General features: G+C 55.8%; 8 protein-coding genes. All 8 read right to left on the bottom strand.

Translation table 11 applies throughout. The features are described 5' to 3' along the window. Positions 1-147 precede the first annotated feature (147 nt). From GX466_02815 to GX466_02850, 8 genes are read right to left on the bottom strand one after another with little or no spacing between them, the layout of a single operon-like run. Positions 148-1,329, bottom strand: coding sequence for a glycosyltransferase family 4 protein (locus tag GX466_02815; protein ID NLH93138.1), 1,182 nt, complete (start codon positions 1,327-1,329; stop codon positions 148-150). Beyond that, the gene (locus GX466_02820) at positions 1,326-2,660 is read right to left on the bottom strand and encodes a glycosyltransferase family 4 protein (GenBank protein ID NLH93139.1); all 1,335 of its coding nucleotides are present in this window, start codon (positions 2,658-2,660) and stop codon (positions 1,326-1,328) included. The genes GX466_02815 and GX466_02820 overlap by 4 nt, the downstream gene beginning before the upstream one ends. 58 nt (positions 2,661-2,718) lie before the next feature. Then, entirely contained in the window at positions 2,719-4,185 is a 1,467-nt protein-coding gene (locus GX466_02825; protein NLH93140.1) for an oligosaccharide flippase family protein, read from the bottom strand. Next, positions 4,182-5,639, bottom strand: coding sequence for a family 10 glycosylhydrolase (locus GX466_02830; GenBank protein ID NLH93141.1), 1,458 nt, complete (start codon positions 5,637-5,639; stop codon positions 4,182-4,184). Before GX466_02830 ends, GX466_02825 begins: the two co-directional genes overlap by 4 nt. Continuing rightward, complete coding sequence (gene xseA / locus GX466_02835) at positions 5,632-6,984, bottom strand: exodeoxyribonuclease VII large subunit (GenBank protein ID NLH93142.1); 1,353 nt, start codon at positions 6,982-6,984, stop codon at positions 5,632-5,634. Before xseA ends, GX466_02830 begins: the two co-directional genes overlap by 8 nt. Positions 6,985-7,033: 49 nt before the next feature. Continuing rightward, positions 7,034-10,015: a T9SS type A sorting domain-containing protein gene (locus GX466_02840; GenBank protein ID NLH93143.1), complete on the bottom strand. Its 2,982-nt coding sequence runs from the start codon at positions 10,013-10,015 to the stop codon at positions 7,034-7,036. A 57-nt stretch (positions 10,016-10,072) separates the two neighbouring features. After that, positions 10,073-10,642, bottom strand: coding sequence for an indolepyruvate oxidoreductase subunit beta (locus tag GX466_02845; protein NLH93144.1), 570 nt, complete (start codon positions 10,640-10,642; stop codon positions 10,073-10,075). Next, positions 10,639-12,246, bottom strand: coding sequence for an indolepyruvate ferredoxin oxidoreductase (locus tag GX466_02850; GenBank protein NLH93145.1), 1,608 nt, complete (start codon positions 12,244-12,246; stop codon positions 10,639-10,641). The genes GX466_02845 and GX466_02850 overlap by 4 nt, the downstream gene beginning before the upstream one ends. Between the last annotated feature and the right edge of the window lie 598 nt (positions 12,247-12,844).

The raw sequence follows: 12,844 nt of genomic DNA on the forward strand, positions 1-12,844 counted from the left end.
CCTTTGCCCCTTCCCATTCACATCCCATTCACTACCCGCTGAGTTCCCGTTCAGCAGGCGGGAACTCAGCGGGTAGTGAATGGGATGTGAATGGGAAGGGGCAAAGGACGAGTCAGCCAGCGAGGCAAGGGATTGTCCGGAAACGGGTTATGGCGTGCCTTTGGCGTTAAAAACAGATTGATAAAGCTCACCAATCCGGGCGGTAACAGCTTTATGGCCAAAGTTTTGGACACAATGTTCCCGGATGGCTTGAGGAGAATAGCTCGAAAAGTTGGCTCCCATTTTCAGCAGAGCTTCCGCGAGGGCGGCAGGATTCTGTTTGGGGACCAGAATGCCGCAGAGGTCGTTCACGAGGTCCCTGGGTCCTCCGCAGTTGGTTGCCACCACCGGTTTTCCACAAGCCAGCGCTTCAGCTATCACCAGGCTGAAGCTTTCGAAACGGCTTGGCATCACATAGAAGTCGCAAAGTTGATACTGCTCCAGGGATTGAGTTGGGCTAAGCCTTCCCAGCCAGATGATGTGGTCACGCAATCCCTCATCCTCGGCTTTTTGCCTTGCCCAGTTCAGCAGAGGGCCTGCCCCGCCCCAGAACAGGTGCCAGTCTTTCGTTTTCAAACTTAAAAGCTTCAGCGCCTGAAGCAGGTCGGCGGACCCTTTGCTCGTGCTGATATTGGACAGGGTGAACAGCCGCAGAGGGCCTTCCGGACGAGGATTTGCCGATGGAATGAAAAAATCCGTGTTGACCGGATTGGGGATCACCAGAGCTTCCAGCCCCGTTTTGGTTCTGATTTCCTGTTTTAGATGGCTGCTGACGGCCACAATTCTTTCAGCTGCTTTCAGCGGTTCAGTGATAAGGGGCGAAATGGCGCCGCGTTTAAGGAATTCGGGAAAGGGAAAGGGTCCGCTGTGCTCTGTTATAATGTAGGGAAGACCGTGCTTTTCCGCCAGCCGCATGGCCACAAATCCCGCGGGGAAAGTGACTTGGGCGTGGATGAGGTCCGGTTTTTCCGGTAGCTTGATCTTGGGAATCAGCGAATCGATGTTGCCTTTTGCCACAAAACTGGTCCAGCTTAGATGGGGAACGCGGATTTCCGTGAGTCGGGGCGCTATCTGGCTCAGTCCGCGGCGCTTAGGGATTAGCCTCGCCAGTTTTTTCAGGCTGGAGAGGGGACGCCTGACAGCCAGTTGAAACTCGTTTTGGCCCCAGTTCAAAAGAAAAATCTCGGCCACCTCAGCGTCCGCGATGGCTAAAGCCTGATCCAGAAAGAACTTGCCGGCCAGGGGGTCATCCCGGTAAGGCAGCCAGGAGGGTATAAAAAGGACTTTCACTGTTCTGCACCTGTGTGGACTGGCAAACCGGCAGGTTGCCCTGTTGCCACTGCGTCGATGAGTTTAGCCAGCTTGCGGGCTAGGTTTGGACGGGAAAACTGTGCTATGTAATCATGGTTCACTTTAAGTTCTCCAAGGGCGCGGTTTTCCCAGAGCCAATAGAGTTCCATCAGCCTTTCCGCGATGCCGGGAAGGTCCTGATGGTCGGCAATGTAGCCAATTCCGGCTTTGGTGAGCAGTTCCGCTGCCAAACCCGCCGGCGGAACGATGGCAAGCACCGGTTTGCCCGTCCTGAGATAATCGAAGATTTTTCCCGTTAGCACAGATTCTGTGTTCTTTCCCGATGGGATGTAGAGAAGGAGGGCCGTGGCGCGCAACAGTTCCTGCAGGCTGTCCCGGTAACCGAGGAAGGGATGAAGGTTCACGATCCTCTCCAGAACAGGATTTGAGGCGAACCTATCCAGCACGAAGGAGCGGGTGTTTCTACCATAGATATCCACCCGGAACTTGTTTGGGTCCAGCTTTTTGGCTTCGACCAGGCTCAAAATTGCCTGCCAGAGGGGGCTTGGCTGGCGGCGGTCGTAAAAACTGCCGCAATAGACAAGGCGAAAGACATTGGCATCGGTTGAAGCAGTGAGCCCCTCGAAATCGCTGTCGTCAAAACCGTTGGGGATGATGGCCGAGGGTTTGTTTTCCAGAAAGGGGTAGCTGCGGCAGAAGTTGTCCCGCATCAACTGGCTCAGGTAGGAGATTCCGCCGGCGGCTGATAGAACGCGCGATTCCATCACCAGTTCACGGCTTTGGGTGGTGGCTGGGAAATCAATGTTGATGCGTTCCGGATTGTTGGTCCATTCGTCGCGGAAATCGCAGATGAAAGGTATGCGGTGGCGGCATTTCAGCAGCAGCCCCAAAGACAGGGAGGAAGGCGGTCCGGAGGAGATCACGGCCACGCTGATCTGAGGATCGCGGCGGACGATTCGGTGTAAAATCCTTTTCGCAAAAGGCAGCCACAGAACCTCGTGATCGGGGATGAGAACCTTATGCTGGATGAAGCGGACTAGGGAGTTGAGTTTCAGCCCCCACAGCAGCTTGAAAAGCCAGGTGGCGTCTGGGCAAAAAGCTCTCCAGACCTTCACACCAGCAGGTATCTCTTTCAGCAGGGATGGGTCTTTGGGAAAGCGGATGAGGGCTGGCCGCACTGTTAGCACCTGCACCTGATAACCAAGCTGGGCCAGGTATTTGACGTTTTTAAGGCTGCGCATTGCAGCCGGGCCGCCCAGGGGTGGGAAATAATAGGCGATGTAAAGAATGTGCCGGGAAGCTGTTGTCATGGCGTTCAAACTCCCTCGGAGCCTTTATTCAGGCTGGATGGGGCCGCATACATGTCCATCAGCGTGCCTTCACAAAACGGGATTTGAACTGGGCCCAGAGTTTTTGCGCATATTCAATGTCATAGGGCAAGATGGCGTTGCTGAGTTTTCCCAAAACAACAAACGTGGCCAGATACACAAATAGCGCGACAAACTGAAAAGCCCAACCTCTGCCAAAAATCCAGAACACAACGTATGCCGGCAGGGCCGAGATGCCTGCCACCAGCAAGGTTTTCAGCAGGGCTTTGAGCGGGAAAAGCTCTGTCAGGTCAAGCCCCAGCTTGTGCCGCATCCAATACAGATAGAGGGCCACGGAAAGCCAGGTGACTATCACGGTGGCGATTACGGCTCCCATCATCCCGATCAGCCGCACCAAAACAAGGTTCAGCACCAGGTTCAGTCCTAGTGTGACAAGTGAATTAATCATTATATAGCGGGTTTTGCGCAGAGCCATGAAGATGATGCCGTAAGTGGCCACGCGTAGCGGCAAATTCAGCAGGTAAACCCGGAAAAAAGGCACCGAGCCAAGGTAGGTCTCCGTATAGAGAAAGGTGATGAGCGGTGTGGCGAAAATCAGTCCCAACACGGCAAAGGGGAAGATGACAAGGGCGTTTTTGCGCACCGCGGCGCGATAGACCTCGGTCATTTTGGCTGGCTCAGAACTGATGTGCGGCAGCAGGATGGCGTTCACGGAGTTGTTCAGGATAGAGATGAAGGGCAGTTCCATCGCGCCGATCGAGAACACGGCATATTGGGCTGGCGTGAAGAATCCTGAGACCACCAGCTTATCAAGCTGGATCGAAAGCATGCCGATGATGGAGGACAGGCCCAGGGGTAGCGAATACCGGAAAACCTCTTGGTAAAAGCCGGGATCGAAGCTGACCTTTGTAAGCCAGTGCCGCAGCTGGAACTGCGCGAAGCCCCATTGCAGCAAAGCGGAGACCATCAGGGCCAGAACAATGTAATAGAGGTTTTTGGTGATCAAAGCCGTCCCCAGGATCAGCACAAAATCGGTCGCCACGCTGAAGAGGGTGAAAACCGCTGTCTTTCTCGGCTGCTTGAGGCCCAGCATGATCTGGCTGTAGATCTGGGTGATGAACATGAACAGCGGATAGACGGCGTAAAGGATAAGCAGCAGTTCCAACTGGGGATTGTTGAAGAGGCGGGCGATGAAACCCCGCAGCAGAAAGATGCCCAGGCCAAAAACGAAGGCCAGTGCGCTCACTAGATTAACCGTGCGGCTTATGAATTCGCGCTTGGAATCGATGTGCCGCAGTTTGGGCAGAAAATAGAGCACACTCTGGGGAATTCCCAGCAGCAGGAGAGTGGAAAAAGTGCTGTAGATAAGGAAAAGCTGGCGATAGGAACCCAACTCGGCCGGCACCAAAATCCGGGCAAGTAAGATGCCCACTAGCGATTTGAGCCCAAAGCGGATGAACTCCACTGTAGTGAGCATTCCGGCCTGTTTGCTGCGGTCTGTGTTCATCTCGTCAACCCCGGAAAGGTAACCGGAATCACATATTCAAAGAGGTCCATATCCCGGAAGAGGCTGACCAGATAGGTGCCGGGAACGATTCGCTCGCCATTGGCCAGCACTCCGTTCCAGTGGTCCCGATTCAGCCCTTTCAGATAATAACGCACGCGGCGGTAATGCATCCGGTTGAAGGGATCCCTAAGTTCCAGCGTCCATCTGCCTTCCAGCGGCACCAGCAGCTCCAGCGAGTAGAGTCTGCCTTCGGTGCTGACCTTCACGTCTGCTGCAAACCTTGTTCTGGCGGTGCTTTCACCCAGAGGGTCCAGCGCCGAGAGATTAGCGATAATTTCATCGGAATAGGCCAACCGGGAAAGATGCTGGAGGGCGCTGTCCTTCAGCAATCCGTCATAACTGAAGAGGGCGATACCGGCAAAATCGCGTTTGCGTATCTCGCCAATCCTTTCCGCCACGTCCATGATGTTGTAATTACGGGCCAGGACATTCGGAACGAGCGAATCTCCGTTGTTGTTCCAGGCGCGGATGCCCATCACGATCTTTTCGCTTAAGCCTGTCCTGTCGGCTGCGTCGAGGCTTTCGCGGAATTTGACGCTGTCTGTCGAGTAATTCATTGGGCAGACGTAATCAACCAAACCCCGTTCCAGCCAGTCTTTCCAGTCCTGGGCGTAATAGCGGGCGGCGCTGTCTGGATCCGGCATCACGGCGGCACTTAAGATGAGGCCGGGAGATATCTTATCCACGAGCTGGCGGATGGTTTCCACCAGGGAGGTCACCTGCAGGATGCGCCACTCGTTCCAGTCCAGGTTTTGCTGGGCTTTAACATCGTTGTAGCGGCTCATGGAAATGGGGTGGTAGCCCAGGCTGGAATTGGGATAGCGGATGTAATCAAGATGCAGGCCGTCGAGCTCGGGATAGCCGCTGAGCAGGTCTCCGACAACGTTGAATATGTGTTCCCGCGCCTCCGGTATGCCCGGATCGATGTAATGGCCGGCATTTTCTGCCGCTGAAGGCCGCAATAGGTTGCGGTCGAAGGTGATCCAGTCGCGGTGGTTGCGGTAAATGTAGTTGCGCTGTATCAGTTCCGGATCGGATGGAGTGGCATTGAGCACAACTATCCAGGCATGTACGCGCAAATTACGTTTGTGGGCTTCCCGCAGGATCAGTTCCAAGGGGTCAAAATCCACTCCGTCCAGCACATGGCTGCGGTATTCGGGATTGGGATAATCGTCCGGGCGTCGGTTGGTTTGATAAAGTGCGTCGGAGCGATAGCGGACCTCGACATAGATGTCCGTCTGCTGAGAAGCGGCGGCACTGCTAACAAAGGCCTCCACCTTTTCAGGGGTGTTCATGCTCCAGGGTAAAACCCAAATGGCCCGTATTTCCTGCGTCCTGGCGCTCAGGCAGAGAGCCAGTCCCGCCAGGATCAGCATCAGGGCTGCCTTACGCACTGGGTTCCTCATCTGGTTTCACTTTTTGCACTCCCACGTCTGCCGCTCCATCCTTCAGCCTCAAGCTAAGTTCATCGCCCGGGCTGAGTTCCAGCACGGAACTTACGATCCGGTTGCCGCGCATGACCAGGCTGTAGCCACGTTCCAATACGCTCAAAGGAGAGAGGTTGCGCAAGTTCAGTTTGGCCTTTTCCAAACGGTTCCTGATCTCTGTTTGCCGGGCCTGGCCCAGGGTGCCGAGGGTGAGGCGCAGTTCGCCCAGGCGTTGGTATAGGATTTGGAAATTCAACCTCAGCTGCCCCTGAATCTCATGCAGGGCCAGATTTTGGCGCAACCTGGCCTGCTGAATGGAAGCCTGGATGCGGGAAGCTCCCCGGATCAGGTCCATGGCCGCGGTGTCTACCCTGATTTGCATGCTCTGCCACAGCTTTTCGGGGTGGTAGCGTTCCAGGCTGATCTGCAGTTCGCCCAAACGGCGTTTGCTGCTTTCGGTGGCTCGAGACATGAGCAATCCCAGCCTGCTGGCTAAAGCTGCCAGATGGCCTTGCATATCTTTCTTATCAGGCACGGCTAGTTCTGCTGCAGCAGAAGGAGTTGGAGCCCTGAGGTCAGCCACGAAATCCGCTATGGTGAAATCGATTTCGTGCCCCACAGCGGAGATAACTGGTAGGCGCGAAGCGAAGATGGCGCGGGCTAGGGCTTCGTCATTGAAACAGAACAGGTCTTCCTGCGAGCCGCCGCCACGGGTGAGGATTATCAGATCGGCCTCATCGCTGGCGTTGAAATGCTGGAGCCCAGCGATCAGGCTTGCGGGCGCTTCGGGACCCTGCACTAGAGCGGGATAGACTATCACCTCAGCAGGCCAGCGGCGTTTAAGGATGTTCAGAATGTCCTGCAAAGCCGCCCCGGTGGGGGAGGTGACGATCCCGATGCGCTGCGGGAAAGGGGGCAGGGGCTGTTTGTGTTCCGCCTCGAAGAGCCCTTCCTCCTGCAGCTTGGCTTTCAAAAGCTCGAACTGCCTGGCGAGGTCGCCTTTTCCGGAAAGCTCCATGCTCTGGACGTTTAGATTGTAATAGCCGCCTTTTTCGAACACCGTCAGCCTGCCATAGCAAACCACCTCCATCCCTTCTTCCGGAGCGAAACTCAGGTTGAAGTTGGCGTTGCGGAAAAAGGTGCAGCGTAGCGTCGCGTTGGGGTCTTTGAGATTGAAATAGATGTGCCCGGAGCTGTGTCGGGTGAAATTGCTGATCTCGCCGCGCACGTAGAGCGGTTCGATCTGGGTTTCCACCACCTGCTTCAGATGCCGGGTTATCTCAAAAACGCTGAATACAATCAAATCATCCATGATAAGCCATCAAATCCGAGCATGGATATTTGTCAATGACCGGCTGCTCCTAACGCAGAAGCACCGCCTTTCGGACTACCGATCTTCCCTCCTGCTCCAAACGAATGAAAAACAGCCCAGAAGCAGCCTGGCGACCTTGCCGGTCTTTTCCGTTCCAGGCCAGCCGGTGCTTGCCGGCGGGAAGTTCGCCTTCCGCCAGGGTGGCCACTTTCTGGCCGCGTATGTTATACACTGACAAAGAAACAAGGCCTTTTCCGCTAAGCTCGAAGTTTAGTTTGGCGCTTTCCCGGAAGGGATTGGGATGGACGGAAAGCTGCATTTGCACGGGAGGAACAGCTTTGGACCTATCCGGAAGCGGGTTGTAGCGTTGTTCGGTTAGATGAACGTTCACGGATTTGGGGTTTTCGGGGGTCCGAATTTGCAACCAGTAATAGTCATTGGGGTTAATAACGCTGTTGTTGGCTTCCCAAGTGGTCCAAGGCGTCCATTCGATCAAACCGACGTTATCGAAAAGCGCCTGTGTCTGGCCGGAAGAAGCTCCTGTGCAGGTGAGGCGGATATCGAAATACCAAGCGTTGGGAGGGAGGGTGAGTTCCTTGTAATACCAGGTCCAGTCAGTGTTTCCGGAAATGTCGGCGGTGATGTATTCGCTGCCGATTTGATAACCCTGGCGGCTGTTGTAATAACGCACCTGAATGTTGGCATTGCCAGCGTTGACCGTCTTGATCCAGCCGTGGAGGATGAACTTTTTACTGTTGTCGTACCACTTGCAGAGTTTTTTTATGCCGGCTATTCTGGTCTGACCAGGTGGAGCCGAGATAAGGGCGCTGCGCTCTCCGTCGAAAACATCGTTGTAGGAAAAGCTTTGCAGGTCCCAGAGAGTGGAGCCCTCATCCTCGAAATTGCCATACCAGATGGTTTCCCTGCCCAGCCTGTAATCCGCGCTACTGACAGGTTCGATGGCGTTCACGGAGCTGATGCTGCCGTAGCGGGGAAGTTTCAGCGGTTTTGAAACGTTGCCCTGGCCTGTGACCGGCTCCAGCAGCAGGTTGTAGGTATAGGGATGGCTGCTCGAAGGGGCTTGGCTGCTGTCTAACAACACGCTGGCTGACATGCGGTTGTTGTCCACCACCAGGATTGTGTTAAGCTCGCGGCTGCGCATGGCCAGATAGTCCAGAATGTAAATCCCTAATTGGCCTGTTGCGGGTTTGGGGATGTATCCGTCGATGAAAACGGGCTGGATCAGAAAGTTGCTGAAGCCGCTGCGATCGGCATCGGCAGAGAAAATCAGCGAAGGCATAGTCTCCGGATAATCCAGGTCGAAAGCGAAGTTGCCCAGCGAATGCGCGATCACCTTGCCCTGGTAAACCTCAAAACCCTGGATGATATGGGGATGGTGCACGATAACGAGGTCCGCGCCGGAATCCACTGCCCAGTGCCGGATGGCGATATCCCAAAGGTGCGGGACATCCGTTCGGGGCGAGTAATCTTCATCCTGGTCATCACCGAGGAAGGGATTGTCGCTCTTGTCGTAACCGGAGCCGGGGGTCAGCGAATACTCGCTTCCACCGTGCATTTCCACTATTCTCAGGTCAGCCACTTCCGCCACTGCGTTCAGTTGCTGCGCAATGTAATACGGCGTCATGTAGGCGAAGCCGGGTTTGTTGTAGCCTGCCTGCAGATAGGGCTGGGCGTTGTTATACTGACCGGTGCGGTCGCTGCTGGCCAGGAAAGCGAGGTTGAGCCCGTTGCGGTTGATGAAGGCGGGGGTGTATGCCTGGTAGGAATCGATTCCCGCGCCACTGTACACAATGCCGTTCTGCTCGAGCAATCCGAGCATCTGGTTGAGGCCAGCCCAGCCGTAGTCGAGAACGTGGTTGTTGGCCAGGCTCACCTTGTCGATGCCGGCGTAAACCAGGCCGCTCACATTGTCAGGATTGCCCCGGTAAACCACACTTTTGGTGGGATGCGGGGTTCCCTGATTGGTGAGCACCACCTCCAGATTGGCCACTGTGAGGTCAGCTGCGTTGCCGAGCATATCGATGGTCGGGGCGAAAATCGCGTTCACGCCCAAAGTGGGGATTATCCCGTTGGAGAGTTCATAGCGCCGGGCTAGCATGATATCGCCCACAAAGTTTATTCTCAGGGGCAAGGAGTCATCGCCGGGATCAACATTCACCAGGGTTGAGCCAATGCCCCATCTGCCTGTGGAATCTGTCACGCGAAGCGTCGCCCGGTAGGGATGGCCGTCCTGAACTGTGTAGATATGGTAGGGATTGGCTTCAGTGCTGCTGAGGCTGTCTCCAAAGTCCCATTGGTAGAGGAAGGTATCACTGTCAGGATCGCTCACTTGGGAAAAGAACTGCACGCCCACATCCCTGGCTCCGGCAGCGCTATTCCCCTGCCAGGTAACCTGATGCGAAACTGTCACCGAGGGCGGCGCCCCCACATAGTCTGATATGTCCAGGATGGAATCGATCCACAGGCTGCGGTTGGCCACGCCGTCCAGATCGTTCACATAGACCAGGGAAGTGATCACGGGCAGGGTGTCGAAAAAAGCGTACCAGTCATCGGCTATGGGTATATGGTAAATGTTCCAGACCCCATTGGAAAAAGCGCCCTGATAGACTGGCACCCAGGTTTCGATATCAAGAATACGGGTCCCGGAGAAAGAGTAGAGCAATATGTTGGTGCCGTCGGAAAAGCCGATGCCCTGGATTTTCGCGCCGGAGGAGGTTTTCGCGGCCACCTGCCAGACCGCGCCGGAATCCACCACCACAGGAGAGATAAGCTGTTGTTTCCAGGTGTTGCCGGTCAACCGGAGGGACCAGGCGCTGCCCTGATGGGTGCCGCTGCTGGTCAGTTGCCAGGCGCTGGGGTTGATGTCCTCATCCTGCCAGGAAAGCAGGTCCACGCTTCCGCTTTCGAAATCCTCGATCACGGTGAAGCGCTGCCCAGCCCAAACGGAGACCGGCATCCAGGCCAGAATGGCCAGCAATGCCAAAAAGCCTGTTCCGATCCCGGTTCTCATACCACACCTCCCTTTCAAATAAAGGGGGCGCCATTTTTCGGCGCCCCTGTCAATAGCTTATTTGGCAGCCATACCCGCGGCCAGAGCCCGCAGATTCGCTTCCACGATCTGGTCGCCCTTGCGGCTGAAGTTGTCCGTGATGGCTTTGCTCAGTTCCTCCGCGCTGAAACCCAGATGAGTGGCAGCGGCGCCGAGCATCACTATATTCATGGACCGGGGTGCCTTGATTTCCTTGGCGATGCTGTCCGCGTCAATCAGAACGTGGTTCTTCAGCTTGCGGATTTCGTTGTAAACGGATTCGGCGTCCGGGTAGTTGGGGATGTTTTTGAAGGGGGTCATGTTGGCGATCAGCCAACCGTCAGCAGCCAGGTAAGGCAGGTAGCGCAGGGCTTCCATCGGCTCCACGGATAGGATCATGTCCGCCTTGCCCAGGGGGATGAGGTCGCTCCAGATGGGCGCGTCAGAGAGGCGGAGGTGGGATTGGACGTCGCCTCCGCGCTGGCTCATGCCATGCACTTCGGCCTGTTTGAGGTTCCAGCCGCGGTTTAGGGCGGCTGCCCCCAGGATTGTGGCGATGGTCAGGATTCCCTGTCCGCCCACTCCGGCGAGGATTATGTCCTTTTTCATTGCGGCTTCTCCATCTTGTTTTTTTTCATCAGGGTCTGAATGCACTCGCGGCGCGGAATCACCACGCTCACGCCCTTGTAGGCCAGTTCTTCCTTATATATGGCAACCATCTCGTCCCAGTTCTTTTTCAGGGGCGTGAACACGCGGATGTGCTCTTTGGGCACGCCCAGGCCCTGGCAGATCTGTTCCAGCTTGCCAAAGCCCGTATAGTCCTGTCCTCCGGTCATGCCGGTGGTGGAGTTGTCCAGGATCACGATCATCACGTTGGAATTCTCGTAAATGCAGTCCAACAGACCGGTCATGCCGGAGTGGGAGAAAGTGGAATCGCCGATAACTGCCACAGCGGGGTAGAGCCCGGCATCTGAAGCGCCTTTGGCCATGGTGATGCTGGCGCCCATGTCCACACAGGAGTTGATGGCGTTGTAGGGAGGCATGAAGCCCAGGGTGTAGCAGCCGATATCTGAAAACACATGTCCTCGGCCAAACTCTTTCAGGGCTTCGTTCAGGGCCTGGAAACTGTCCGAGTGGGGACAGCCAACGCAGAGCGCGGGCGGCCTGGGACTCACCACTTCCGGAACGGCGGAGCCGATTGTATCAGGCAGGTTCAAGGCCTGGGCCACTTTGTTGGGATTCAGTTCGCCGTCGCGGGGAATGGTGCCGTCCAGGCGGCCGTGGATGGGCTTCGTGCCGCTCCAGGCCATGCCTTTTATCGTTTCTTCTACCAGCGGCATGCCCTCTTCCAGAACCACCAGCTTGTCGCAGATATCATAAAGGCCGCGCAAGGCGTCAGTGGGCAGCGGATACTGGCATATTTTCAGCACGGGATGGGGGATGGGCTGGCCGCCGTAAACCTCGCGGAGATAGTTGTAGGCAAGGCCGGTGGCCACTATCCCGAGGGAATTGTCCTCCGCCTTGAGGTTGAGGGAGTTGAAGGGCGAGATGACCGCTTCATTCTCCAGGTCGGGCTGAAGCCCGATCAGATGTTTGTATTTCCTGCGCGCTATGGCAGGCAGCAGCATGAACTGGAAAAGGTCATCCGGTTTCTTCATCGGGTTCTGGGGCAGTGGCTTGCGTGTTTGCACCCCGCTGCGGGAATGCGAAAGCCGGGTGGTGAGGCGAAGCAGCACTGGCAGGCGGTACTTTTCGGAAATCTCGAAGGCGTGGAAGGCCATGTCATAGCATTCCTGCTGGTTCGAGGGCTCGAAAACCGGGATCATGGCGAACTTGCCATAGTAGCGGGAATCCTGCTCATTCTGCGAGGAATGCATGCTGGGATCGTCCGCTGAAACCACCACCAAACCACCATTCGCGCCGGTGAAGGCTGAATTCATGAAGGGATCAGCCGACACGTTCAAGCCCACGTGCTTCATGGTAACCATGGCGCGTTTGCCGGCATAACTCATCCCGATCGCCGCTTCCATGGCCGTTTTCTCGTTTGATGACCAGGTCCGGTGGATTTTTCCGGCCTCGGCCTGTTTGCTGCGCTGCACGTATTCCATGATTTCCGTGCTGGGCGTGCCCGGATAGCCGTAAAAACCGCTTATCCCGGCATCCAACGCGCCCTGCGCCAGGGCTTCATCGCCCAATAGCATCAGTTTTTCCATACTTGGAACTCCTTTTATCTTGTTTATGATTTTAAAATGTTGCTGGCAACGCGCCTGAAACTATAGGCAACTCCCTGTGCGTGTATATCTTATCATAAGTTTCATTATGTTGGGATGCACCAAAACAGTCAAGCATTTATTCGCTTTTGGCCCGTCAGGGCATCTCCGCGACAGGCTCCGGCGAGGGGAAATAGCATCCGCTCCTTTTCCGGGGAAAATGGCCGTGTTTGCCTTCAGGAACTATTCCGCGAGGGCATTCTGAAGAGTGGGACAGGGCAAATTGAGACTCCATATTGCAGGTAACAAATGGGGCATTCGTCACCGAAAAACGCGGAATACAAGAATGGATCAGGAATGGACTGGATTCCGGGTCAAGCCCGGAATGACGTGGGTTGGGAGCTGGCGGTGGTTGTTTCTGGATTCCAGGGCAAGCCTGGAATGACGTGCAAGACATTGGTTGGGAGAGCCGAACATACGTCATCCCGGACGTCACCGAGCTCGCGAGGCGACATTGATCCGGGATCCATGACAGGAAAAGGATTGGATTCCGGGTCAAGCCCGGAATGACGTGGAAAGCTGGCGTCGAGCGAGAAACAAG

It is taken from the genome of Candidatus Cloacimonadota bacterium, from assembly GCA_012516855.1.
Lineage (GTDB): Bacteria > Cloacimonadota > Cloacimonadia > Cloacimonadales > Cloacimonadaceae > Syntrophosphaera.

What these genes read in the sequence shown, in the direction of transcription:
- GX466_02820 (NLH93139.1), bottom strand. Translation starts at nt 2,660, where the DNA reads ATGACAACAGCTTCCCGGCACATTCTTTACATCGCCTATTATTTCCCA.
- GX466_02825 (NLH93140.1), bottom strand. Translation starts at nt 4,185, where the DNA reads ATGAACACAGACCGCAGCAAACAGGCCGGAATGCTCACTACAGTGGAG.
- xseA (NLH93142.1), bottom strand. Translation starts at nt 6,984, where the DNA reads ATGGATGATTTGATTGTATTCAGCGTTTTTGAGATAACCCGGCATCTG.
- GX466_02840 (NLH93143.1), bottom strand. Translation starts at nt 10,015, where the DNA reads ATGAGAACCGGGATCGGAACAGGCTTTTTGGCATTGCTGGCCATTCTG.
- GX466_02845 (NLH93144.1), bottom strand. Translation starts at nt 10,642, where the DNA reads ATGAAAAAGGACATAATCCTCGCCGGAGTGGGCGGACAGGGAATCCTG.
- GX466_02850 (NLH93145.1), bottom strand. Translation starts at nt 12,246, where the DNA reads ATGGAAAAACTGATGCTATTGGGCGATGAAGCCCTGGCGCAGGGCGCG.